General features: G+C 69.7%; 21 protein-coding genes. 14 read left to right on the top strand and 7 right to left on the bottom strand.

The window, feature by feature from the left end; translation table 11 throughout:
• Positions 1-71 precede the first annotated feature (71 nt).
• A complete protein-coding gene (locus AC07OA_RS16875; RefSeq protein WP_494664965.1) occupies positions 72-1,169 on the top strand; it encodes a CoA transferase in 1,098 nt (365 codons plus the stop codon).
• Positions 1,163-2,560 carry an amidohydrolase family protein gene (locus AC07OA_RS16870; RefSeq protein WP_494664964.1) on the top strand — a complete coding sequence of 466 codons (1,398 nt, stop codon included), beginning with the start codon at positions 1,163-1,165 and terminating at the stop codon, positions 2,558-2,560. The genes AC07OA_RS16875 and AC07OA_RS16870 overlap by 7 nt, the downstream gene beginning before the upstream one ends.
• Here the strand turns inward: AC07OA_RS16870 and AC07OA_RS16865 are convergent.
• The 3 genes from AC07OA_RS16865 to AC07OA_RS16855 form a co-directional block, all read right to left on the bottom strand.
• Positions 2,501-3,313 carry an enoyl-CoA hydratase/isomerase family protein gene (locus tag AC07OA_RS16865; protein WP_494664963.1) on the bottom strand — a complete coding sequence of 271 codons (813 nt, stop codon included), beginning with the start codon at positions 3,311-3,313 and terminating at the stop codon, positions 2,501-2,503. The genes AC07OA_RS16870 and AC07OA_RS16865 overlap by 60 nt on opposite strands.
• Before the next feature lie 16 nt (positions 3,314-3,329).
• The gene (locus tag AC07OA_RS16860) at positions 3,330-4,778 is read right to left on the bottom strand and encodes an NAD-dependent succinate-semialdehyde dehydrogenase (protein WP_494664962.1); all 1,449 of its coding nucleotides are present in this window, start codon (positions 4,776-4,778) and stop codon (positions 3,330-3,332) included.
• 69 nt (positions 4,779-4,847) lie between these two features.
• A complete protein-coding gene (locus AC07OA_RS16855; protein WP_494664961.1) occupies positions 4,848-5,669 on the bottom strand; it encodes an enoyl-CoA hydratase/isomerase family protein in 822 nt (273 codons plus the stop codon).
• A gap of 241 nt (positions 5,670-5,910) precedes the next feature.
• On the opposite strand from AC07OA_RS16855, the gene AC07OA_RS16850 reads away from it, so the two are divergent.
• Entirely contained in the window at positions 5,911-6,528 is a 618-nt protein-coding gene (locus AC07OA_RS16850; protein WP_494664960.1) for a TetR/AcrR family transcriptional regulator, read from the top strand.
• Positions 6,529-6,547: 19 nt separating this feature from the next.
• Here the strand turns inward: AC07OA_RS16850 and AC07OA_RS16845 are convergent, their stop codons facing one another.
• Positions 6,548-7,168 (bottom strand): TetR/AcrR family transcriptional regulator, encoded by a 621-nt coding sequence (locus AC07OA_RS16845; protein ID WP_494664959.1) that lies wholly within the window; start codon positions 7,166-7,168, stop codon positions 6,548-6,550.
• 244 nt (positions 7,169-7,412) lie between these two features.
• Here AC07OA_RS16845 and AC07OA_RS16840 point away from each other — a divergent pair, with 244 nt between their 5' ends.
• Positions 7,413-8,159 (top strand): siderophore-interacting protein, encoded by a 747-nt coding sequence (locus AC07OA_RS16840; RefSeq protein WP_494664958.1) that lies wholly within the window; start codon positions 7,413-7,415, stop codon positions 8,157-8,159.
• A gap of 3 nt (positions 8,160-8,162) precedes the next feature.
• The gene (locus AC07OA_RS16835; RefSeq protein ID WP_494664957.1) at positions 8,163-9,554 is read left to right on the top strand and encodes an MFS transporter; all 1,392 of its coding nucleotides are present in this window, start codon (positions 8,163-8,165) and stop codon (positions 9,552-9,554) included.
• 9 nt (positions 9,555-9,563) lie between these two features.
• Here the strand turns inward: AC07OA_RS16835 and AC07OA_RS16830 are convergent, their stop codons facing one another.
• Positions 9,564-10,988 carry a helix-turn-helix domain-containing protein gene (locus tag AC07OA_RS16830; RefSeq protein WP_494664956.1) on the bottom strand — a complete coding sequence of 475 codons (1,425 nt, stop codon included), beginning with the start codon at positions 10,986-10,988 and terminating at the stop codon, positions 9,564-9,566.
• Between the two features lie 184 nt (positions 10,989-11,172).
• Here AC07OA_RS16830 and AC07OA_RS16825 point away from each other — a divergent pair, with 184 nt between their 5' ends.
• The 3 genes from AC07OA_RS16825 to aceB all read left to right on the top strand — a co-directional run bounded on the left by AC07OA_RS16825 (position 11,173) and on the right by aceB (position 14,741).
• Positions 11,173-12,795, top strand: coding sequence for an isocitrate lyase (locus tag AC07OA_RS16825; protein WP_494664955.1), 1,623 nt, complete (start codon positions 11,173-11,175; stop codon positions 12,793-12,795).
• A 52-nt stretch (positions 12,796-12,847) separates the two neighbouring features.
• The gene (locus AC07OA_RS16820) at positions 12,848-13,081 is read left to right on the top strand and encodes a hypothetical protein (protein WP_425483867.1); all 234 of its coding nucleotides are present in this window, start codon (positions 12,848-12,850) and stop codon (positions 13,079-13,081) included.
• Between the two features lie 79 nt (positions 13,082-13,160).
• Positions 13,161-14,741: a malate synthase A gene (gene aceB, locus AC07OA_RS16815; protein WP_494664954.1), complete on the top strand. Its 1,581-nt coding sequence runs from the start codon at positions 13,161-13,163 to the stop codon at positions 14,739-14,741.
• A 52-nt stretch (positions 14,742-14,793) separates the two neighbouring features.
• Here aceB and AC07OA_RS16810 read toward each other — a convergent pair whose 3' ends face one another.
• Positions 14,794-15,750 carry a polysaccharide deacetylase family protein gene (locus AC07OA_RS16810; RefSeq protein WP_494664953.1) on the bottom strand — a complete coding sequence of 319 codons (957 nt, stop codon included), beginning with the start codon at positions 15,748-15,750 and terminating at the stop codon, positions 14,794-14,796.
• Positions 15,751-15,900: 150 nt separating this feature from the next.
• Between AC07OA_RS16810 and AC07OA_RS16805 the strand changes: the two genes are divergently transcribed.
• From AC07OA_RS16805 to AC07OA_RS16790, 4 genes are all read left to right on the top strand, one after another.
• Complete coding sequence (locus AC07OA_RS16805) at positions 15,901-16,536, top strand: DJ-1/PfpI family protein (RefSeq protein ID WP_494664952.1); 636 nt, start codon at positions 15,901-15,903, stop codon at positions 16,534-16,536.
• Positions 16,537-16,688: 152 nt separating this feature from the next.
• Positions 16,689-20,465, top strand: coding sequence for a LamG-like jellyroll fold domain-containing protein (locus AC07OA_RS16800; protein ID WP_494664951.1), 3,777 nt, complete (start codon positions 16,689-16,691; stop codon positions 20,463-20,465).
• Between the two features lie 11 nt (positions 20,466-20,476).
• Positions 20,477-20,680 (top strand): hypothetical protein, encoded by a 204-nt coding sequence (locus AC07OA_RS16795; protein ID WP_494664950.1) that lies wholly within the window; start codon positions 20,477-20,479, stop codon positions 20,678-20,680.
• Between the two features lie 258 nt (positions 20,681-20,938).
• Positions 20,939-21,217 carry an HU family DNA-binding protein gene (locus tag AC07OA_RS16790; RefSeq protein WP_494664949.1) on the top strand — a complete coding sequence of 93 codons (279 nt, stop codon included), beginning with the start codon at positions 20,939-20,941 and terminating at the stop codon, positions 21,215-21,217.
• 161 nt (positions 21,218-21,378) lie between these two features.
• Here the strand turns inward: AC07OA_RS16790 and AC07OA_RS16785 are convergent, their stop codons facing one another.
• Entirely contained in the window at positions 21,379-22,296 is a 918-nt protein-coding gene (locus tag AC07OA_RS16785; protein WP_494664948.1) for a LysR family transcriptional regulator, read from the bottom strand.
• Positions 22,297-22,430: 134 nt separating this feature from the next.
• Here AC07OA_RS16785 and AC07OA_RS16780 point away from each other — a divergent pair, with 134 nt between their 5' ends.
• Positions 22,431-23,180, top strand: a complete 750-nt coding sequence (locus AC07OA_RS16780; protein ID WP_494664947.1) for an SDR family oxidoreductase — start codon at positions 22,431-22,433, stop codon at positions 23,178-23,180.
• Between the two features lie 262 nt (positions 23,181-23,442).
• Positions 23,443-24,570: an aldose epimerase family protein gene (locus AC07OA_RS16775; protein WP_494664946.1), complete on the top strand. Its 1,128-nt coding sequence runs from the start codon at positions 23,443-23,445 to the stop codon at positions 24,568-24,570.
• Positions 24,571-24,614 lie beyond the last annotated feature (44 nt).

The following is a 24,614-nucleotide window of genomic DNA, read 5'->3' as shown; positions in this document are numbered from 1 at the left end:
TCGCCCCCCCGATCCCGCTGGCCAGCGTCGCCGACCGATGGGTCCAGGCCCTGGCCCGCGAGGCAGACGGCGTGCGCCTGGCCGGCATCGACGGCGCGACCTTGCTGGGCGAACGGGCGGCGCTGGGCGGCTTCCGGATTCCCGGCCGCGTCTCGGCCGGCGGCGGGTGCCGCCTCTACGACGCGCTTGACGGCGCCGTGGCCCTGAACCTCGCCCGCCCCGCCGACCGCGAGCTGCTGCCGGCCCTGTTCGAGACCGACGACCTGGATATCGCCGACGAGGCGGCCATCGCGGCCCTGATCGCGCGATGCGAGGCCGTGCCCCTGGCGGAGCGCGGCAGGTCGATGGGGCTGGCCATCGCCACCGAGCATGAGGACAGCCCACCGGGACCGGCCTGCACGATCCTGGCGGAGGGCGCGCCCGCCGTCGCACGGTCCGCACGCCCCAAGGTCCTGGACCTATCCGCCCTGTGGGCCGGTCCGCTGGCCGGACACCTGCTGTGGCTGGCCGGGGCCGAGGTGATCAAGGTCGAGAGCCGCGCCCGGCCCGACGCCATGCGCGACGGTGATGCGGCGCTGTTCGCCCGGCTCAACCAGGGCAAGGCCAGCGTGGTGCTCGATTTCCGCGATCCGGACGACCACCGGGCCCTGCTGGCCCTGATCGCCCAAGCCGACATCGTCATCGAGGCGGCCCGGCCTCGGGCTCTGCTTCAACTGGGAATCGACGCCGTCGCCTCGGTCCTCGCCAAGCCCGGCCAGGTATGGCTGACCCTCACCGGCCACGGCGCCGAGGGACCGGCCGCCGACTGGATCGGCTTCGGCGACGACTGCGGCGTGGCGGCCGGCCTGAGCGCGGCCCTGCGCGCGGCGAGCGGCCGGAGCGGCTTCGTCGGCGACGCCATCGCCGATCCGCTGACCGGCATCCAGGCGGCGACAACGGCCTGGAGCGCCTGGCGCTCAGGACGCGGCGGGCGCTTCGGCCTCTCCATGCGCGGCGTGGCCGCCCAGGCGCTAGCCGAGGCCGATCCCGAAGGTCTGGCGGCCGATCTTAAGGCCTGGAACGACGCGGCCGGAACGCCCTTCCCCGCCGCGCGCCATCGATCCGCGCAGCCCCTGCCCGCCTGGGGCGCCGACACCGCCGCGTGCCTGGCGAGCCTGCCGCCATGCTGATCGCCCACACTCAGCTCGAGAACGGCCAGGTCGCCGACGTGCGGATCGACGGCGGACGTGTCGCCGAGATCGGCGTCCTGGCTGCCAGGCCAGGCGAACGGACGGTCGACGCCCGGGGCGGCCTGCTGCTGCCCGGCCTGCACGACCATCACATCCACGCTGCGGCCCTGGCCGCGTCCCTGACCTCGGTCCGCTGCGGTCCGCCCGAGGTCGCGGACCGAGACGCCTTCGCCGACGCCCTGCGCGCGGCGCCGGGCTCGGACTGGCTGCGGGGCATGGCCTATCACGAGAGCGTCGCGGGCCTGCTGGACGCCGCGGCCCTGGACGGGATCGTCGCCGATCGTCCTGTCCGCGTGCAGCACCGGTCGGGCCGGATGTGGTTCCTCAATTCGCGAGCGCTGGACCTGCTGCTGGCCGACCACACGCCGCCGCCCGGCCTGGAGCGCGAAGGCGGCCGGTTCACGGGCCGGCTGTTCGACGAGGACGCCTGGATGAAGCAGGCCCTGGGCGGCCGCCCGCCCAGCCTGGCGGCGGTGGGCGCGATCCTGGCGCGGGCCGGCGTCACGGGCCTGACCGACATGTCGCCCGCCAACGACGCCGTCATGGCCCGCCACTTCGCCGCCCAGCAAGCCGAAGGCGCCCTGCTCCAGCGGGTCCTGCTGGCCGGTCGCCTGGATCTGGCCACGGCGCAGATAACCGGTTCGGTCCGTTTGGGCCCCGCCAAGCTGCACCTGCACGAGGCCGAATTGCCGGACTTCGACGAGGCCGTGGCCTTTATGCAGGCCGCCCACGCCCAGGGACGCGGCGTGGCCGTGCACTGCGCCACCGAGGTGGAGCTGGTCTTCACCCTGGCCGCCTTCGAGGCCGCCGGGGTCGCGGCCGGCGACCGGGTCGAGCACGCCTCGGTCTCGCCCGACACCGCCGTCGCCGAGGTCGCCCGCCTGGGCCTGGCGGTCTGCAGCCAGCCGCATTTCGTGGCCGAGCGCGGCGACGTCTACCGCGCCGATGTCGAGCCCGAGCTCCAGCCCCTGCTCTACCGTCTGGCCGCTTTCCGCGACGTCGGGGTGACCCTGGCGGGAGGCAGCGACGCGCCGTACGGCGCTCCCGATCCGTGGGCGTCGATGGCGGCGGCGGTGTCGCGACGCACCCGCGACGGCGAGGCGATCGGCGAGGCCGAAGCCCTGACCCCGGAAGAGGCGCTGGACCTCTATCTGCGGGCGCCGGAAGCCCTGGAGCAAAGACGGCGCGTGGCCGTCGGCGCGCCGGCCGACCTGTGCCTGATCGACCGGCCGTGGGCGCAGGCCCGCCAGGCGCTGGACGCGGTCCGGGTTCTAGGGACCTGGGTCGACGGGCGGCTGGTCTTCGATGGCGTCGATCAGGCCCCAGCCTAGCGCCGTCGCCGCATTGATCCGGCGGCCCGACAGCAGCATCAGCGTCGCCCTTCGCCGCCCGATCCGTCGCTCCACCGACACGCAGCCGCCAGCTCCGGGGATCAGGCCCATGGCCAGCTCCGGCAGTTGGAACCAGGCCGAGGGCGAAGCGGTGACCCGTCCCGCGAACGCCGCGATCTCCAGGCCAGCGCCGACGCAGGCGCCTTGCACATGAACATCGAAAATCTCAGCCCGTCGCGACAGCGGCCGGGCGGGCAAGGTCTCCATGCGGATCGCATGGGCCGTGGCCGGATCGCGGGTGACGCCGAACTCGTTCAGGTCGCCGCCGATGCTGAACGCCGGACCGACCGAACGCAGCTCGACCCGCGCGATGTCCGGATCGGCAGCCGCGACCGTGAAGGCCTCGAAGAGCCCATCGCGCATGGCCCGGTCGATGGCGTTATGGGCCCAGGGACGGTCCATGACGATCCGCAGCACCGCCCCGTCGCGGCTCAGCACCACCCGCCCGGGCGGCGCCGGCTCGGGCGTCCGCCCCTCAAGCCAGGCGCCGTGCTCGGCGCTGCCCTGCAGCAGGCCGTAGGCCAGGGATTCCAGCGTCAGGGCGCGCTCGACGTCGAGGCCTTCGAGGTCGCGCAGCAGCTGGACGGCGACGGCTGCCGCGTGCGGGCTGGCCGCGACCTGCCGGGCCAGTCCCTCCGCCGTGAACGGCGGTTCCAGCGGGACGTCGATCAGCAGGTCGCTCAGGTCCGTCATGCCGCTTCCGAGGCGGCTAGAGGCCGCCCATGCACAGGTACTTCAGCTCGGCATAGTCTTCCAGGCCGTGGCGCGAGCCCTCGCGGCCCGTGCCGGATTCCTTGACGCCGCCGAAGGGCGCGACCTCGGTGGAGATCAGGCCGGTGTTGATGCCGACCATGCCCACCTCCATCGCCTCGGCCACCCGCCAGATCCGGCCGATGTCGCGGGCGTAGAAGTAGCCGGCCAGGCCCACCTCGGTGTCGTTGGCCATGGCCAGGGCCTGTTCCTCGGTCTCGAACTCGAACAGGGCGGCGACCGGGCCGAAGGTCTCCTCGTGGGCGACCTTCATGTCCGGCGTGCAGCCGCCGATGATCGTGGGCTCGAAAAAGCCCTGGCCCAGCGCGTGGCGATGGCCGCCGCTCACCAGACGCCCGCCGTGTTCGAGGGCGTCGGCGATGTGCTCCTCCACCTTCTCGACGGCGGCTTCGTCGATCAGCGGGCCAAGGACCACGCCCGCCTCGACGCCCGGGCCGACCTTCAGCTTGCCGACCGCCACGGCCAGCTTGGCCTCGAAGGCGGCGGCCACGTCCTTGTGGACCAGGATGCGGTTCACGCAGACGCAGGTCTGGCCGTTGTTGCGGTACTTGGAGGCGATCGCGCCCTCGACCGCCGCATCCAGGTCGGCGTCGGGGAAGACGATGAAGGGGGCGTTGCCGCCCAGCTCCATCGACAGCTTCTTCATGGTGGGGGCGCACTGGGCCATCAGGGTCTTGCCGACCTCGGTGGAGCCCGTGAAGCTGAGCTTGCGCACCACCGGGCTGGCCGTCAGCTCGCCGCCGATCACCCGGGCCGAGCCCGTCACCACGTTCAGCACGCCGGCCGGCACGCCCGCCTGCTCGGCCAGGCGCACCAGGGCCAGGGCCGTCAGGGGCGTCTGGGAGGCGGGCTTGAGGATAGCGGTGCAGCCGGCCGCCAGGGCGGGGGCGATCTTGCGGGTGATCATGGCCGCCGGGAAGTTCCAGGGCGTGATGGCCGCCACCACCCCGACAGGCTGGCGGATCACCACCAGGCGACTGTCGGCGCGGTGGGCGGGGATCACCTCGCCGTACATCCGCTTGGCCTCCTCGGCGAACCACTCGATGTAGGCGGCGGCGTAGGCGATCTCGCCCTTGGCTTCGGCCAGGGGCTTGCCCTGCTCGCGGGTCAGGATCATGGCCAGGTCGTCCGTGGCCGCGGTGACCGCCTCGAACCAGCGGCGCAGCACCTTGGACCGCTCGCCGGCGGTCTTGGCCCGCCAGGCTGGCAAGGCGTCCTGGGCCGCCGCGATGGCCGCCTGCACGGCGCCCGCGTCGAGGCTGGGCACCGAGGCCAGGGTCTCGCCCGTGGCCGGATCGGTGACGGCCACGGCGGGCTCGCCGGTCCAGGCGCCCCCGATCCAGCATTGCTCGCGCAGAAGGTCCGGATCGTTCAGCTGAGGCCGCATGTCTTGATCACCTTTGGCAAATTCGTACTGACGGATGTCGCCCGTCCTAGCGCGACGCAGGAGAGAACCCTAGCGCCGGGCGTTGGGATCCGGATTCCACCGGGGCTCGCGCTTCTCGGCGAAGGCCTTGGGCCCCTCCTCGAAATCGGGATGCGACCACTGGGATTTCAAGAGCTCCCAGCCGTGGACCGGCGCGGCCGGGTCGGCGAGCTCGGTGGCGCTCCAGATCGCCCGCTTGGTCAGGGCCATGGCCTGGGGAGAATTTGCGCGCATCGCCTTGGCCAGGGCCTTGGCGCGAGCCAGGGCTTCGGCGGCGGTGGGCTCCAGCAGGTCGACCATCCCCAGCGCATAGGCCCGCTCGGCGGGCATGCGATAGGCCTTGCCCACTAGGCCCATCAGCAGGGCCGCGCCCAGGCCGGCCCGACGCGCGATGCCGATCGACTCCAGGGCCGAGACCTGGCCGACGCTGACGTGGGTGTCCATGAACTGGGCGGTGGCGGCGGCCACCACGATGTCGCTGTCGGCCACGAAGTGCAGGCCGCCGGCGTTGACCAGGCCGTTGACGCAGCAGATCACCGGCTTGGTCACGGCGCACATGCGCGGCGAGAAGCGGTTGGCGGCCGCATACGGCTGGTTCTGCAGGCCGCCGACCCCGACCTCCAGCGCGCCGACGTCGGCGCCGGTGCAGAAGTGCCGCTCGCCCGCGCCGGTCAGGACCACCGCGACGATCTCCGGATCCTGGTTCACCCGGGCCCAAGCCGCCTCCAGCGCCAGCAGCAGCGCGGGGTTCAGCGAATTGCCCTGGGCGGGCCGGTTGAGGGTGAGGAGCGCGACGCCGTCCTCGACCTCGAAGGCCAACGGCGTCTCCTGGACCTCGGACGAATGCGGCACGAATGGACTCCTTCCGCTCAAGGACGCGGCGACCGGAGCCTAGCCGACGGTCTGCGGCGTCGCCACGATAGCGGCCCGTCTCCGCGCCGTCCGCGCCGTGTTAGCGGCACGGCGATGGTTTTCGCGCCGCTTTTTGCGCCTGCCCAGGTGCGCCGCGCGCCGGGGCTCTATAGGCTTCACCGTCCGGGCGTCCGATCGGAAGTCCTTGCCGTGCCGCCTATTCGTGAGTGAAGACATATCGATGCCCGCGTCGCCCTCGCCCTGGAAAACCGCCGACGACCGACTCAAGGAGCGGGAAACCAAGCGCGAGGCCGTGCTGCTGGCCGCCGCCCGGGCGTTCAACGAACGCGGCTTCCACAACACGGCGTTGGAGGACGTGGCGGCCGACCTGAAGGTCACCAAGCCGACCATCTACTACTACGGCGAAAGCAAGGAGGCCCTGCTGGCGGCCTGCTACCGCCGGGCGCTGGACACCCTGGACGAGGTCACCCGCCAGTCCGAGGGCGACGCCGCCGACGCCCGCACCCGCCTGCGTGTGCTGATCATCGCCTATGGCGAGGCGATCCTGTCGATCTACGGTCGCTGCCTAACGCGGGTGCCCGACAACAGCCTGTCGCCGCCGCTGCGCCAGGAACTACGGGCCATCAAGCGCACCGTGGACGACCGCATCCGGCGGGTGCTGGACGACGGCGCCCGCGACGGGACCCTGACCGCGACCGACACCAAGATGACCGCTTTCGCCATCGCCGGCGCCCTGAACGCCGCGGCGCTGTGGTTCGAGGAGACGGGCCCCAGCTCGCCTCGCCAGATCGGCGAGCACTATGCGGACCTGTTCGTGGCGGCCCTTACACCGCGCTGAGGGACGCCACGCTGGCGCCTCAGAGCGTCAGGTTGTGGATGGTCGACCGGATGACCGTGGCCAAGGCCGCCTGGTCGAGGTTCGGCTGATTGACCGCCCGGAAGATCAGGCCGTCGAACAGCACGCGCAGCGTATCGCAGCGGGCCTCGAACTCGGCGTCGGTCCAGTCGGGCTTGCGGTCGCGGGCCAGGATCGAGCGGCAGAGGCTGCGCTCCTCGGCGTCGGCCGCGCGCAGGATCGCGGCGATCTTGGGATTGCGCGCCGCCTCGGCCAGGACCTCCAGCACCAGTCCGGCCCGCGCCAGGTCCAGCTTCTCGGCCAGGATCTCGGGCACGCGGTCGGCGATCAGGTCGGCGGTCGAGCCGGGCTGGCTCTCCAGGCGGTCAAAGGTCTCGCGCAGTTCGACCAGGTGCTGGTCGACGATGGCGGCGATGATCGCTTCCTTGTTCTCGAAGTAGCGGTAGATCTGGCCGACGCTCTGCCCGGCCGCCGTCGCGATGCTGGCCATGCTGGCGGCATGGAAGCCCGACTGACGGAAGCACTGGCCGGCCGCCTCGAGGATCTGCAGGCGGCGCGAACTTTTGCGACACGGCGCGTCCTGCCCGCAATCGGCCTGTTCCGAAACCAGCGCCACCGCCATCTACTCGCTCCCCCGTCATACAGCCTTGGCGTGAATGACAATTCTTACCCGTGAGTAGGGTCATTGGCGAAAGATCGCAAGGCGCGCCCGCGATGTCCGCCCCGACGGCGGCGGCGCGTGCGGAAAATGTGACACGTCCCTCTTGACCAGATCCGGTTTCGATATATCTATAATTTCGATATAACGAAATAGCATCACAAAGGGTGTGGGATTTGCCGCGCCCGCCGACAGGATCAGACCACCCATGCAACGACACGAACTGCGCCGCGTCCGTCACGAGGTTCGCCGCCGCACCCTGACCGTGGCCAGCCTGGAGCGCCTGACGCCCCGCATGCTGCGCATCGGCTTCACCTCGCCCGACCTGCACGACTTCGCCAGCGCCGCGCCGGACGATCACATCAAGCTGTTCTTCGCCGCGGACGACGGCGGCGTGGCGATGCGGGACTTCACGCCCCGCGCCTTCGACACCGTGCGCGGCGAGCTGTGGATCGACTTCGCCCTGCACGAGGCCGGACCGGCCACCCAATGGGCCGCCGCCGCCAAGGTCGGCGACACCCTGGACATCGGTGGGCCTCGCGGCTCGACCGTCGTGCCCAACGACTTCGACTGGTACCTGCTGGTCGCCGACGAGACCGCCCTGCCCGCCCTGGCCCGCCGGCTGGAGGAACTGGACCCCGGCACGCCCGTCGCGGCCATCGCGATCGTCCAGACGGCCGAGGAGGTCATGAGCTTCCAATCGCCGACCGCGCTGAGCCTGACCTGGCTGGTGCGCGATGGCCAAGGCGACGACGCCGCCCAGATCCGCGCCGCCTTGGAGAGCTTCACGCCGCCGCCCGGCGACGGCTTCGTGTGGATCGCGGCCGAGGGCGGCGTGGCCCGCACCCTGCGCCAATACATGATCGAGGAACGCGGCCATCCGCGCGAGTGGATGAAGGCGGCCGGCTACTGGGCCCGCGGCAAGGCCGACGGCGGCGCCAAGATCGAGGACTAGACCGTGATCGCCTCCCCCGCCCCCGCCGTCCCCGAACAGGACGGCCTGCCCACGCCCCGACGCTACTGGGCGATCCTGGCCATCTGGATGGGCATGACCATGGCCGTGCTCGACGGCGCGGTGGCCAATGTCGCCCTGCCCACCATCGCCCGCGACCTGGGCTCCGATCCGGCGACCTCGATCTGGGTGATCAACGCCTATCAGCTGGCCATCGTGGCCGCCCTGCTGCCCCTGGCCTCGCTGGGCGACAAGATCGGCTATCGGCGCGTCTACGTCCTGGGCCTGACGGTGTTCACCGCCGGATCGCTGGCCTGCGCCCTGTCGCACAGCCTGGGCCAACTGGTCGCCGCCCGGGTGATCCAGGGCCTGGGCGCGGCCGGGATCATGGGCGTCAACGGCGCCCTGGTGCGCTTCACCTATCCCCAGACCGGACTTGGCCGAGGCATCGGGCTGAACGCCGTGGTCATCGCGGTCTCGGCGGCCGTCGGCCCGACGCTGGCCTCAGCCATTCTGGCCACCTCGACCTGGCCGTGGCTGTTCGCGATCAACGTGCCCCTGGGCGTGGCGGCGGTCCTGCTGGGCCGGCGCGCCCTGCCCGCCACCCCGACGTCCGGCGCGAAGATCGACCTGGTGTCGGTCCTGCTCAACGCCGCCACCTTCGGCGGCCTGTTCCTGGGCGTCGAGGGCCTGGCGCGGGGCGAGGGTCCGCGCGCCGGTGCGCTCGCCCTGGCCGGCGTGGTCGCGGGCGTGCTGCTGGTGCGCCGCGAACGCATCCAGACCGCGCCGCTGATCCCCATCGACCTGCTGAAGATCCGCGCCCTGCGCCTGGCCCTGACCACCTCGACCCTGTCGTTCATCGCCCAGATGCTGGCCTTCGTGGCCCTGCCCTTCCACATCCAGACCCTGTTCGGCCGCAGCGCGGTGGAGACCGGTCTGCTGATGACGCCCTGGCCGATCGCGGTGGGCGTGATCGCGCCGATCGCGGGACGCCTCGCCGACCGCTATCCGGCGGGACTGCTGGGCGGGGTGGGCCTGTCGCTGTTCGCCACGGGCCTGGTCTCGCTGGCCCTGCTGCCGCACGGCGCGGCCGACTGGGCCGTCGCCATCCCCATGGCCCTGTGCGGCGCCGGCTTCGGCCTCTTCCAGTCGCCCAACAACCGCGCCATCCAGACCTCGGCCCCGCGCCGGCGCAGCGGAGCGGCGGGCGGGCTGTTGGCCTCGGCCCGACTGCTGGGCCAGTCGACCGGCGCGGTGGCCATGGCGGCCTTCTTCCACCTGGACAAGACCCGCCCGACCTCGGCGGCCCTGACGACGGCGGCGCTGGTCGCGGGCCTGGCGGCCGGCGCCAGCGTCCTACGGCTGCGTACGACGGCGACCGCGCCCGAACTCAGCTGAAGCCCAAGCTCAGCTAACGAACGGGAATGGCGAAAGCGCCTTGTTATTTTCCTCGACCAGCAGGGTGCGGTTGATCGGCGCCGCCGCGCGCTGCGGACAGGCCGGACGCTCGCAGATCCGGCACGACGGTCCGATCTCGACGGCCAGAGGGTCGGCGATGTCGAGACCCCGAGCATGGACCAGCTTGCCGGCGTATTTCAGCTCGCAGCCCAGGCCGATCACCAGCTCGTCCTCCAGCCCCGCCTGCAGGCCCGACACCCGGCGGACGGTGCGCGACAGGGTGAAGTAGCGCTCGCGGTCGGGGGTCTCGATCACCTGGGTGATGATCCGGCCCGGGGTCTTGAAGCTGTCGTGGACGTTCCAGCGCGGGCAGGCGCCGCCGAAGCGCGAGAACGGGAAAGGGCCCGCCGCGAACCGCTTGGAGATGTTGCCCGCCGCGTCCAGCCGCACCATGAAGAACGGCACCCCGCGCGAGCCGGGCTTGCTCAGGGTGGTCAGCCGCTGGGCCGCCTGCTCGTAGCTGATACCGAAGCGCGAGCGGACCCGCTCGATGTCGTAGCCGCTGGCCTCCATGGCCGACAGGAACGGCTCGTACGGCGTCATGATCGCCGCGGCCAGGTAGTTGTCGAGGAAGACCTTCAAAAGCTGGCGCGTGGCGCGGTCGGGCGCCTGGAAGCGGTCGGTCAGGGTCGTGAGGGTCTCGCCGGCCTCCATCAGGCCCAGCTGGTAGCAGACCGAAAAGATACGGCTGGCCGGGGCCAGGGTCTCCGACAGCATCAGCCGCTTGCGGTGATGGTCGTAGCGCCGCAGCGAACCACTCATCGTCTCAACCGGCATGACCCGGGTCTGGACGCCGAACTGCTCCAGCAGCCGGGCGCGGACGGCCGGACCCAGGTCCTGGGGATCGGCCTTCATGGCCGCCACGATCCGTTCGGCCACCGCCTCCAGCTCGGCGAAGTGATTGCGCTGCGAGCCGACCAAGTCGCGCACCCAGTCGGTGGGCGAATGGGCCGAGGCCGCCCCCGCCCCGTCCGGACGCTCGAAGGCGCCCAGGTCGATCAGCCGGCCGCGATCCAGATAGGCGCGATAGAGCCGCGTCATGGCCTCGGCGAAGGCGGGCGACAGCTCGGCCACCTCGGCGGACTCGTGGCGATTGACGCCCAGGTCGGCGAACATCTTGTCGGCCAGCACCTCGTCCAGGCTGGCGCCGCCGCCCGGATCGTCGGCCGCCAGGCTACGCAGGTCCAGGTCGTAGGCGTCGGCCAGCCGCAGCAGGATCTGGGCCGTGACCGGCCGCTGGTTGCGTTCCAACAGATTGAAATAGCTGGGCGAAACGCCCAGGTCCTCGGCCATGCGGCTCTGGGTGACGCCCAGGTCGCGCCGCAGCCGCTTCAGCCGGCCGCCCAGGAAAAGCTTCTTGTCGTTCGTCGCCATCCGGTCAATTTGTCACGGATTTACAATTTTTACAAAGTGTCTTTGTGACAAATCAGCCTCATTAGGTTCGACCGATTCCGCAGTGCAGCGTTACCTCCCCGATCAGAACGTTTCCTTGTCCGACCGCCCTTTCCGCACCTCCCGCGGCCGGGCCGGATCGGCGCCTAATGTGGGATCAAGACCGATGACGACGCTGCGCAAGACCTACGCCCAACACCGCCAGGAGCTGCTGGCCCGCTATCCCGAAGGCGTGGCGCCGGCCGGCATCGCCGTGGACGACATCATCCAGCTGAAGCTGCAGAACACCTTCTCGACCCACCTGGACATCGCCCGCGAAATGGCCGGCGTCATGCGCGCCGACATGGCCGCCTACGACACCGACAGCAGCAAGTTCACCCAGTCGCTGGGCTGCTGGTCGGGCTTCCACGCCCAGCAGATGATCAAGTCGGTCAAGCGCCTGCGCGGCACCACCAAGGGCGCCTATGTCTATCTGTCGGGCTGGATGGTCGCGGGCCTTCGCAACCGCTTCGGCCACCTGCCCGACCAGTCGATGCACGAGAAGACCTCGGTCGTCGACCTGATCGAAGAGATCTACGTCTCGCTGCGCCAGGCCGACGAAGTGGCGATCAACGACCTGTTCAAGGCCCTGAAGACCGCCCGCGAGGCCGGCGATCAGGTCGCCGAAAAGGCCGCGATCGCCGCCATCGACGGCTTCGAGACCCATGTCGTTCCGATCATCGCCGACATCGACGCCGGCTTCGGCAACGAGAACGCGACCTACATCCTGGCCAAGGAAATGATCAAGGCCGGCGCCTGCTGCCTGCAGATCGAGAACCAGGTCTCGGACGCCAAGCAGTGCGGCCACCAGGACGGCAAGGTCACCGTGCCGCGCGAGGACTTCATCGAGAAGCTGCGCGCCTGCCGCCTGGCCTTCGAGGAACTGGGCGTCGACGAGGGCGTGATCGTCGCCCGCACCGACAGCCTGGGCGCTGGCCTGACCCAGAAAATCCCGGTCAGCCAGGAGCCGGGCGACCTGGCCTCCGACTACATCAAGTGGCTGAAGACCGAGGCGATCACCGCCGACGCTCCGATCCTGCCGGGCGAACTGGCGATCTACAAGGACGGCCAGTTCGAGAAGCCCGTGCGCATGCCCAACGGCCTGTTCGCCTTCCAGGAAGGCACCGGCCGGGCCCGCGTCATCGAGGACTGCATCGCCTCGCTGACCCAGGGCGGCGCCGACCTGCTGTGGATCGAGACCGACACCCCCAATGTCGACGAGATCGCCTCGATGGTGACCGAGATCCGCAAGGTCGTGCCGAACGCCAAGCTGACCTACAACAACTCGCCGTCGTTCAACTGGACCCTGAACCTGCGCCGCCAGGTCCGCGACCAGTGGATCGCCGAGGGCAAGATCCACAAGGACAGCTATCCGGACGGTAACTCGCTGATGTCGGCCGAGTACGACGCCAGCGACCTGGGCCAGGAAACCGACGCCCGCCTGGCCGCCTTCCAGGCCGACATCGCCACCCGGGCCGGGGTGTTCCACAACCTGATCACCCTGCCGACCTTCCACCTGACGGCCAAGAGCATGGACGAGCTGTCGCGCGGCTACTTCGGTCCCGACCGGATGAAGGCCTACGTCAACACCGTCCAGCGCGAGGAAATCCGTCGCGGCGTCTCGGCCGTGAAGCACCAGCACGAGGTCGGCTCGGACCTGGGCGACACCTTCAAGGAGATGGTCGCCGGCGAGCGCGCCCTGAAGGCCGGCGGCCACGCCAACACCATGAACCAGTTCGCCGCCGAATAGTCGGCGAACCGCTTCTCCCTTCCCCCAACCACCCGATCAAAGGAATTCCACCATGTCCGCCACGCAATTTGCTCCCGCCGCCATGCCGAACGCCTCCGCCGAACAACGCGCGGTCGATCGGGTGGCCGAGGCCGCCCACCGCCTGAACGAGGCGGTGCAGCGGGCCATCGCGGCCGGCTACTCCGTCGAGTTGGTGCGCACCTCGCGCCACCACGACGGCGCCGGTAACTGGGGCGACCAGATCGTCCCGACCGTGCGACCCAATGGCGCCGCCAAGAGCGCCTGATCTACAAGACTACCTAGTCGATACGCTTCACTCCCGGGCTTCGCGCCCGGGAGACCCCCACAGAGCTACAGGATACGCCATGCCCCTCGACGTCGCCGCCAACATCCAGGTCACCGGTCCGATTGAAGGCCGCGCCGTAGAGGTGCTGACGCCCGAGGCCCTGGCCTTCGTGGCCGACCTGCACCGCCGGTTCGACGCCCGCCGCCGCGAGCTGCTGGCCGCCCGCGTCGCGCGCCAGGCCAAGTTCGACGCCGGCGAGCTGCCCGATTTCCTGGAAGACACCGCCGACATCCGCGAGAACGACTGGACCGTCGCGCCGATCCCGGCCGACCTGCGGGATCGTCGCGTCGAGATCACCGGCCCGGTCGACCGCAAGATGATCATCAACGCCCTCAACTGCGGGGCCAAGGTGTTCATGGCCGACTTCGAGGACGCCACCTCCCCCACCTGGGCCAATGTCGTCGAAGGCCAGGTCAATCTGAAGGATCGCTGGAGCGGCCAGCTGGCCCACGTCGATCCCAAGTCCGGCAAGAGCTACGCGCTGGGAGCCAACCCGGCCGTCCTGAAGATCCGCCCCCGTGGCTGGCACCTGCCTGAACAGCACATGGAAGTGGATGGCCTGCCCGTCAGCGGGGCCTTGTTCGACTTCGGCCTGTATTTCTTCCACAACGCCAAGGCCACCTTGGCGCAAGGCTCCGGCCCCTACTTCTACCTGCCCAAGCTGGAGAGCCACCTGGAGGCGCGCCTCTGGAACGAGGTGTTCGTCCACGCCCAGGCCGCGCTGGGCATCCCCAACGGCGCGATCAAGGCCACGGTGCTGATCGAGACGATCCCGGCCGCTTTCGAGATGGACGAGATCATCTTCGAACTGCGCGACCACATGGCGGGCCTGAACTGCGGCCGCTGGGACTACATCTTCTCGTTCATCAAGCGCCTGGGCCGCACGCCCGCGTTCCTGACGCCGGACCGCTCGGCCATGGTGATGGGCAAGGCCTTCCTGGGCGCCTATTCGCTGAAGCTGATCCAGACCTGCCACCGCCGGGGCGCCTTCGCCATGGGCGGCATGGCGGCCCAGATCCCGATCAAGGGCGACGAGGCCGCCAACCAGGCCGCCTTCGCCAAGGTCCGCGCCGACAAGGAACGCGAGGCCGGCGCCGGCCACGACGGCACCTGGGTGGCCCACCCCGACCTGGTGCCGGTCGCCATGGAGGTCTTCGACCGCCTGATGCCCACGCCCAACCAGCTGGACAAGAAACTGGCCGACCTCGTCATCACCCAGCCCCAGATGCTGGAGCTGCACGAGGGCGTGCGCACCGAAGCCGGCGTTCGCGAGAACATCCGCGTGGGCGTGCGCTACACCCAGGCCTGGATCGAGGGCCGGGGCGCGGTGCCGCTCTACAACCTGATGGAGGACGCCGCGACCGCCGAGATCTGCCGCACCCAGCTGTGGCAGTGGATCCGCCTGGGCGCGGCCCTGGGCGACGGCCGCGACATGACCTCGGAGCTGTTCGTCAGCCTGCTGACCGACGAGATGGCCGGCCTGCGCCGCGACTTCGCCTCGCCCCGCCTGGAGGAAGCCGCCCTGCTCTTCTCGCGCATGGTGCTGAACGACACCCTCGAGGAGTTCCTGACCCTGCCGGCCTACGAGCTGATCGACTAGCCTTTGGAGCGTGGCGGGCGCCGAAACCGCTCACACTTTCGGCTGCCACGCTCTAGCGGCAGATCCCGTCGAGATCCGCCCCGCCCCACGCGGCGGGCTGGGGCGGAAGCGGCAGGCCCTTGGCCTTCATGGCGACTTCCAGGCTGGTCGGCTCGGAGGTCGCCTCGGTCTTGAAGTCGGGCGCGTAGAAGCTGTCGCGCTCGGCCTCCTGCAGCGACACGAACTCCACGCCGTCAGCGCGGTACAGGGCCAGCAGCCGAGGCATCATCCGCGCGTCGAAGGCGCCCGCGTGCATCAGCAGCACATAGGGGATGTCGCGGCCATAGAGCTTGGCCGACAGGCTCCGCGAATAGTCCAGCCCGTCCTTGGCCGCCTTCAGATAGCTGTCCTCCAGCACCTTCACCGCCGCCGCGTCGCCCTTGGCCATGCAGCGGGCATAGGGCTCGTTCCAGGCATAGTCGCCGAAGCCGGTGGTCACGCTGGCGATGCGATAGCCGCGCGCCTTAAGGACCTTGCGGGCCGCCACGTGCTTCTCGCCCGTCTCGCCCTCGGCCAGGAACGGATAGCGCAGCCAGCGCCAGTCCTGGCCGGCCATGTGCCGTTCCAGCAGCGGCTCGTTGCGGACCAGATCGGCTTCCCAGTCCGCCAGGCTGTTGGAATTGAAGTTCATGTGGGACCAGGTGTGGTTGCCCAGCGGGTGGCCGGCGGCGCGCCACAGCGACAGCACGCCCACCGAGTCCGGCTCGCGCTCCTCGCCCACGCCGTTGATGAAGCCGTAGACCGGCCCCGTCCCCGCATCGTGGAAAGCGGCAAGCAGCCGCCCGGCCACGTCCATGCGGGTCACGCCCGGCGGCAGGGCGCCGTGGGTGGGCAGGTCGTCGAAGGTCAGGGCCATCTTGACGCCGGCGGGCGCCGCGGCGGCCGGCCCGGCCAGGACCCCAGCGAAGGCCAGGGACGCGAACCACCGCCAAAACACGCCGCGGCCTTGCGTTCGTCCATTGATGTCCATGCGTCCTCCGCTTCGCTCTCGGGCGAATGATAACGCTACCGTTATGCCGATCCCGCCTCGCGCCGCAAGGCGACGCCAAGAACGGTTGATCGAAGCCGACACCGCGCGCAAAGGTTGCCCCCGACGGCAAAGGTCGAGGGAGCGGCAAGGATGAAACTGGGCATTCCGATCTATCAAGGGGTCAACCTGCTCGACGTCGCGGGCCCCGCCGAGATGTTCTACTGGGCCGGCAAGCAGCAACCGCTGCAGACGGTGCTGATCTCGGAAGACGGCAAACCTGTGATGTCGCTGAACGGCATCCGCTTCGATGCCCAGGCCAGCTTCGCCGAGACGCCCAGCCTCGACATCCTCTGGGTGCCCGGCGGCAATACCGTGACCCTGAGCCGGATCATGAGCGATCCCGAGCACCCTTACCTGCGCTATCTGCGCCAGATCGCGCCGAACGCCACCTGGGTCTGCTCGGTCTGCGAGGGCGCCCTGCTGCTGGCCCGCGCCGGCCTGCTGGACGGCCACAAGGCGACCACCCACTGGGCCTTCGTCGCCTGCCTGGAGAGCTTCTGCGAGGTCGAGGTGGACACCAGCAATCCGCGCTTCGTGGTCTCGGGCAACCGCCTGACCGGCGGCGGCATCTCGTCGGGCCTGGACGAGGCGTTGCAACTGATCCTGATGCTGTTCGGCGAAGACGTGGCGACCAGCGTCCAGGTCACCACCCAGTATTTCCCGCAGCCGCCGGTGAACGGGACGCTGCCACCCCCGCCGCCGCCGACCTGCCCGGTGACCTGGTAGGCGACGCCACCTGGGGCGAGCGCCCCACATGCGCTCCATGCTTGCGCGATCGTGTCGCGACCGCCCAGGTCGTCGGCGCCTTGATTTTGGCGCCGCTTTGAATGACACCGGTTTCCATAACAGACTCGGTACGAGCGAAGACGGGAGGGCGCATGGCCCGCGCAAGACAGACCCTCAAGGCCGCGCTGCTGCTGTCGGCCGCGCTGTACGCCGCGCCCGCCCTCGCCCAGACCCCTATCCAACCCGCCGCCGACAACGGCCTGCTGTTCCATCTGACCGGCGACAAGGGCCTGACCGCCGACCTCGCCGGCGGCGTGGCCGCGCCCAACTTCGCCGACAAGGTCAAGATCAAGACCGACCCCGCGCGCGGCGCCTATATCGAGGCGGCCGGCGAAGAGACGCTCAGCTGGATGGCGCCGGGCAACATCTACGCCCAGCGCGGCACGCTCAGCTTCTACTGGCGGGCCCGCGACCCGGTCGGTCCCACGGCCTTCCCGCTGTTCCGCGTCGGCTATGCCGACCATACCAGCTGGGACATGACCTGGCTGCGCATCGACTGGAACGGCAAGGGCTTCGACGCCTTCGTCACCGACGACAACCTCTCGCGGGTCCGGGTCAGCGCCAAGGCCGACGCGCCCCGGCCCGACCAGTGGATCCTGGTCACCTTCACCTGGGACGAGGCCAAGGGGATCGCTCTCTATGTCGACGGCAGGCCGGTGGCCTCCAAGGTCCAGGCCGCCGCCCTCGACGCGGGGCTGGACCAGTTCGGCCCGCACAGCCGGGTGATCTCGCCCCACCAGGTGCAGAGCGCCTTCCAGTTCGTGCGCGGCGGCGATGTCGACGACATCCGCGTCTACGACCACGCCCTGGACGCCACAGCGGTCGCGGGCCTGGCGGCAGGCCAGGAGCCCGCCCCGGCTCCGGCCGCGACCGACGCCAAGACCTGGCTCTACCGCTACGGCTGGAACCGTCCCGCCGATCCGCCGCCCTACCTGGCCGACGCCAGGACCACGATCCGCAAGGTCGAATTCACCGACCAGTTCGATCGCGGGCAGCGCATGAGCCTGGGCTCGGACGGCATCCCCGAGACCACCTGGCCCGGCGTCTACAATCGTTCGAAGCTCCCCGGCCGCCACGACTATTTCGAGCTGCCCGACTGGAACGTCTATGTGGAGGGCGGCAAGGCCGTCACCTTCACCCTGCCCGATGAACCCTATAACCGCCTGGAGTTCCAGGGCGCGGCCTACGGCTCACTGACCACCATCGACGCCGCCGGCAAGGAAACGCCACTGGCCAAGCGGGCCAAGGGCGAACTGCGCACCTTCAACCAGTTCGCCGCCGTAAAGGGCGGCAAGCTGCGGTTCGACAACGTCGTGCAAGAGACCCCGATCCAGGAGCTGGGCGCCTACAACGTCACGGCTGCCGCCGAGCCGGACGAGTTCACGCTGAGCTACACGGTCCGCGCGGGCGCCGACCCGGCCGCCTATCCGACGCTGGACGAGCTCTCGACCTATGTGAGAGGACGCTACGCGCCCGGCGAGCGCACCGTCGTGGCCGCCCTCCCCGCCTCCGCCCCCAGCAAGCCCCGCTCGGCCGCCGCCGGTCCGGCCCAACCCATCGTGCACGTGCTGATCCCCGCCGACTTCCGCCTGGCCCGTCCCGGCGGTCCGGTGGGCAAGTTCCAGTACGGCTGGCAGGGCATGGACGCGGGGCTCGACGGCGTGGCCATCGACATCCCGGCCCTGAAGGTCAAGCCAACCCACGGCGGGCTGTTCCCGCTGAACATCAAGGTCAAGGACCCGCTGTGGCCGGGCCGCGACCTGCTGGACGTCAATGTCTCGGTCAAGCCGGGCGAGGCGCGCACGGTCTTCCTCGACACCCGCGACCGGATGCTGCCGGAGGGCCGCAGCCTCTATCTGACCATCGCCGGGGCCGGCGCGGATTTCGACGCCAAGGCGCTGGACGGCATGGCCGTGCGCCTGAAGTTCAAGCCCTCGGCCGACGCCAGGGCCGAGCACGTCGCCGACCGCCTGGCCCAGGCGCGCGACAACCTGGCCTTCCTGGTCGAGGAAAAGGACGTCACCAAGCGCCTGGCCCGCTATGCGCGGCTGGACCTGGAGCTGTCGGACCTGTTGCGGGTCGATCCCACAAACCAACACGGCCGCGAGATGTGGGCCGAGCTCAATCCCGAACAGCCGGGCGTGCCCGTTACCCTGCCGGTCGCACCGGCGGGGGTTCCCAAGTGGGCCTTCCTGCAGGTCGAGGACCTCAAGCGGGTGCGTAAGTACATCGAGTGGTGGATCGACAACCGCCAGGACAGCTACGGTGACTTCGGCGGCGGCATCTCGGACGACGACGACCTGACCGCCCAGTGGCCGCCCCTGGCCCTGATGGGCGACATCCCCGACAAGACCACCGCCTCGCTGAGCGCCCTGCTCGACGCGGCCTATCGCAACGGCATGATCCCCAACGGCCTGTCGGCCATCAAGACCGACGAGCTGCACTCGTACGAGGAGGCGATCAACCTCAAGGCCGAGGCGATGTACACAAGCTACGGCGATCCCAAGGTCGTCGAGCGGATGATGGAGACGGCCCGGGCCTACCCCATCGTCATGAACAAGGGCGAGGACGGTCACGTCCATGTGCTCAGCCGCTACTTCTCGGCCACCGACGTGTCGCGCGACGGGCCGTGGGGCTGGTCGCATCCCTATTCCTACTTGATCCTGCATCCGGGCCTGCTGCTGGGCGACTTCAACGGCGATCCCACCATGCGCAAGCTGGTGATCGACCTGGCCGACGGGCATCTGGCCCACGGCAAGCAGGATCCGGACGGGACCTGGCGCTATCCGGAAGACATCAACGCCGCCACCGGCGAGGCGCGCGGCGAGTTGACCGGCAAGGGTCGGGGCAATGTGGCCGTCATGCAGCTGTTCTGGGCCGCCTGGCGCTGGACCGGCGACGACAAGTACCTGCGCCCCCTCATGGGCCAGATCACCCGCCAGCCCGGCCGGGGCCTGGACGAGCTCAACAGCGACGTCCTCGACATGCTGGGCCTGCGCGCCCAGGCCACGCCGCTGATCAAGTCGATGGCCGACAAGGGCTCGGACGATCCCTTCCTGCTTTACCAGGCCTGGCGCTCGACCGGCGACACCGCTTGGCTGGAAAAGGTCTATGCCGACGAGATCACCACCGCCGAGCAGCGGATGTGGATGGTCACCGAGGCCCACTGGTGGTCGGACCGGGTGGAGCTGTTCAGCGACATCCTGCAGCGCTCGCGCCTGGGCGGCATGGCTCTGCGGCGGAACCAGATGTTCCCCGGCCATCTGGTCAGCTGGCGCTTCGACACGCCCACGGCGGCCGAGGACGTCGGCATACTGGTCACCGGCGGACAGAAAAGCTTCAAAGTCACCGGCTACAACCTGACCGACCAGCCGCTGCATGCCGTGATGACGGGCTGGGATGTCGCGGCCGGCCAATGGAGCGTGACGCGCGCCGTCGACGGCGCCGCCGATCCGGAGGCCTCCGTGGCCTTCGAACGCACCACCGGCGTGGACATGATCTTCGCGCCTAGCAAGACCACGACCTGGGAGTTCACCCTGAAGACGCCCGCCGCCATACCGGTGACCGAACGCGCCGACCTCGGGATCGGCCGCGACGACGTCCAGGCAGGCAAGTCGGGCCTGACCGTCACCGTCCACAGCCTGGGCGCCAAGCCGGCGCCGGCCTCGGTGGTGGTGGTCGAGGACGCCTCGGGCAAGGAACTGGCCCGCGCCACGACGCCCGTCCTGCCCGCGCCGCTGGACCTGAAGCCCAAGACCGCCCGGGTCACGCTGAAGGCCGGCTGGAAAAGCGGCTACCGCGTCCGCATCCTGCCGCCCGCCGGCGCGTTGGAAATCACCCAGCTCAACAACACCGTCATCGCCCCCTGATTGATCCGACCATGGCCGAAACCCTCACCGTCCCGCACGACCTCGTCCAGCGCCTGCGCGCCCGCCTGCCGGCCCTGACGCGCGAGCATCTTTTCGACTGCTACGCGATCAGCGAGACCACCTGGACCAAGCTGCGCGACGGCCGGCCGATCAAGCGCTCGACGCTGGAGCGCATCCTGCAGCGCTACGAGCGACTGGTGGCCCGCGCGGCCTGATCGGACCGATTCCGGCAGTTTCGGGCGACATGCTGCGCCGCACAATTTTCCGTTCGCGCCGGCGAGACGTTCTCGCGAACTTCGAAAAACCGCGCGAAGGTCGCACAAACTATTGACGCAGCGGGCTTTTCTGACCAGCAAAGGCGCACTCGCCCCGCTCGGACGACGCTTTAACCCCTGCCCTCATCATGAGGTGACAAAGCGCGTTTGGCCCGGCAGGGTTGGTTCTCTTTTGATTCCCAGCAGATGAGCTGATTTATGAACGTTTCGGATCTGGTCGACGCCGCCGTAGCCGCCGACGACAAGCTGACCAAGGCTCAAGCCAAGGCCATCATCGACGGCGTCTTCAAGTCGCTGACGACCGCCGCCGTGAAGGGCGAAGAAGTCTCGATCCCGGGCTTCGGCAAGTTCAAGGTCCAGGCCAAGCCGGCCCGCACCGGCCGTAACCCCTCGACCGGCGAGACCATCGAAATCGCCGCCAGCAAGAAGGTCGCCTTCACGCCGGCCAAGCAACTGAAGGACGCCGTCAACGGCTAATCCCTCGGCGAGCGGCCGGTCTCGGCCGGCCGCTCATCCGGCGCTCCTCAGCGCCCGCCCGTCGCCTCGCCGACGCGGCCTTTCGGATCGCCCTCGAGCCTCTCGGGCGTCCGCACGGCGGCCTTGCCGCCACGATCCCTTTCAGCGCCTCGTCGCGACGCTCAGGCCGGCAGGCCTCGATCCCAGACCGCGTCTCCTCGGAAGGCCTGGGCCAGGAAGTCGATCATCGCCCGCACCTTGGCCGGCACGTGCCGGCGGCTGGGGTAGACAGCCAGGATATCGATGGGCGCCATTTCGTAGTCCGGCATCACCCGCACCAACCGCCCGTCGCGCAGGTCGTCGCCGATCAGGAAGGTCGGCTGCCAAGTGATCCCCTGCCCGGCCAGAGCCAGGGCCTGGGCGGTGTCGCCGTTGTTGGTGTGGACCCGAGGCTCGACCTTGACCATGTGGGGCCGCCCCGCCGCGTCGGTGAAGCTCCAGGCGTCGGCCGAGGCCGAATAGGCGTAGCCGATGCAGGCGTGATCCTTCAGCTCGGCCGGCGTGGCGGGCGCGCCGTGGGCGGCGACATAGGCCGGCGAGGCGCAGACGATGTTGCGCGAGGTCGCCAGCTTGCGCCCCACGTGATTGGCCGATCCGGCGCGCGAGATGCGGATCGCCAGGTCGTAACCCTCCTCGACGATGTCGACGACCCGGTCGATCAGAGCGATGTCCAGCTCGACCTGCGGATAACGCTCCAGGAAGACAGGCCACAGCGGCGCCAGATGCCGGACGCCGAAGCTGAGCGGCGCGTTGACCCGCAGTCGCCCCTTGGGCTGGACCGCCGATGATGCGGCGATCGCCTCGGCCTCGGCCACCTCCTCCAGGATCGACCGGCAGCGCTCGTACAGCGCCTCGCCGCTTTCCGTTAGCGACAGCTTGCGCGAGGTGCGGTTCAAGAGCCTCGCGCCCAGATGCGCCTCCAGTTCGTTGACATAGCGGGTGACATTGGCCGGCGAGGTGTCCAGCGCCTCGGCCGCGCGGGCGAAGCCGCCCTTGGCCACAACGGCGGCGAACATCTCAAAAGCGCGCAGACGATCCACGTCGCGACCTCATCATTCTCAAAAGCTGAATGATCTTGTCACATCCTGGCCGGTTTATCCAATTTCCCTGAGGCCTATCTGTGCTTCATCGGATCGCGGCCCTTCTGCGGCGATCATTTTGGAGCTCGAGAGCAATGACCCGTCTTACCGGCAAACGCGCCCTGATCACCGGCGGCACCAGCGGCATCGGCCTGGAAACCGCCAAGCAATTCATCGCCGAAGGCGCGCGCGTCGCCGTCACCGGCACGAACCCCGCCACCCTGGAAGAGGCCCGCCTGGCCCTAGGTCCCGACGCCATCGTCCTGCGCTCTAACGCCGGCGACGTGGCCGACCAGAAGGCCCTGGCCGCCAAGCTGAAGGACGCCTTCGGTCAGATCGACGCCGTCTTCATCAATGCGGGCGTCGCCGAGCTTAAGCCGTTGGACGCCTGGGACGAGGCGGGCGTCGATCGCGTGTTCGACATCAACGTCAAAGGTCCGCTGTTCCTGATCCAGGCCCTGACGCCGATCCTGGCCAATCCGGCCTCGATCGTCCTGAACGGCTCGATCAACGCCCATATCGGCATGCCCAATTCCAGCGTCTACGCCGCGAGCAAGGCCGCCCTGATCAGCCTGGGCAAGACCCTGTCGGGCGAACTGGTCTCGCGCGGCGTGCGGGTCAACACCGTCAGCCCCGGCCCGATCCAGACGCCGCTCTACGGCAAGCTGGGCTTCTCGGACGAACAGCTGAAGGAAGTGGCGGGCTCGATCCAAGGCCAGATCCCGACCGGTCGGTTCGGCACGCCCAGCGAGGTGGCCAAGGCCGTGGTGTTCCTGGCCTCCGACGAGTCGGCCTTCACGGTCGGCGCCGAGCTGGTCATCGACGGCGGCATGAGCACGCTCTAGCCGGCAAAAATCGAGGCCGCTTCCCGATGCGGGGCGGAAAGCGGCCTCTCGACCGGACCAGGGGTCGGGGAGGCGGTGCGGGGTCCGATCCGCCGCCATCCTGCCCTGGATCGCCGCCGGACGATTGTCGCTGAAGACCCCGTTTTGCACGTTCGGCGCGGTTCCCCAGCGACCGCCCGGCATAGCGCTCTTGATCTCGCCCGCCGTTTGGCTGACACCGGTTTCCACGAACAGGCCCGACAAGGGCGAACGGGAGGAAGCCATGGCCATCGCAGCTCGCGGGATCGCCGCCGCCCTGGCCTTGCTGATCACCTCCGCGGGCCCTGCCCTCGCCGCCCAGGCCACGCGCGCGCCCTACGGCGTCACCGCCGCCGGGACGCCCGTCGAGGCGTTCACCCTGGCCAACGATCACGGCATGGCGGTCAAGGTCCTGTCCTATGGCGGGATCATCGCCCAGGTCGTGGTTCCCGACCGCCGGGGCGCGCTCGCCAACGTGGCGTTGGAGCTGCCGGACCTGAAGACCTACGAGGCCAAGCCCAATTTCAGCGCCCTGCTGGGCCGCTACGCCAACCGCATCTCGCACGGCGGCTTCACCCTGGACGGCGTGCGCCACGACCTGCCCAGCAGCGCCGAAGGCGTCTCCTCGCATGGCGGCGCCACCGGCTTCGCCACGCGGATCTGGGCCGGCACCCCGTTCCAGCGCCACGGCGAGGCCGGCGTGACCCTGGCCTATACGGCCGCCGACGGCGAAGGCGGCTATCCCGGCGCCCTGAAGGTCGAGGTGACCTATACGGTGACGCGCAAGAACGTCCTGCGGGTCGACTACCGCGCCACCACCGACAAGCCGACCGTCGTCAATCTCAGCCACCATGTCTATTTCAACCTGGCCGGCGGCGGCACGGTCTACGACCAAACCGTCCAGGTGCGGGCCAAGGCCTTCACCCCCATCGACGCGCGCAAGCTGGCGACCGGCCAGATCGCGCCTGTGGCGGGCACGGGACTGGACCTGCGCCGGCCCACACGCCTGGGCGAGGCGGTCGCGCGCGACGATCCGCAGATCAAGTTCGCCAATGGCCTGGACCACAACTTCGTCGTCGACGGGGGCGGACGCGGCAAGCTGGTCCGCGCAGTGCGGATGGCCGCCCCGGCCAGCGGCCGCACCCTGGAGGTCGCCACCACCCAGCCGGGCGTCCAGCTGTTCACCGCCAACAGCCTGAACGGTACGCTGAAGGACGCCCAGGGGCGTCCGCTGGACAAGGGCGCGGGCTTGGCCATCGAGACCCAGCACTTCGCCGACAGCCCCAACCACGACAACTTCCCCTCGACCGTGCTGCGGCCGGGACAGGTGTTCCGGCAAACGACCGAGTTCCGGTTCGGCGTGGCGAAATAGGCGTTTCTTGCAACCCGACGCCGCCGGTCGCGCTCTATTTCCTA

It is taken from the genome of Caulobacter sp. GW821-FHT09B08 (genome assembly GCF_059418225.1).
The sequence above is the reverse complement of the archived record's forward strand: the minus strand, read 5'-3'. Positions and strand labels throughout refer to the sequence as shown.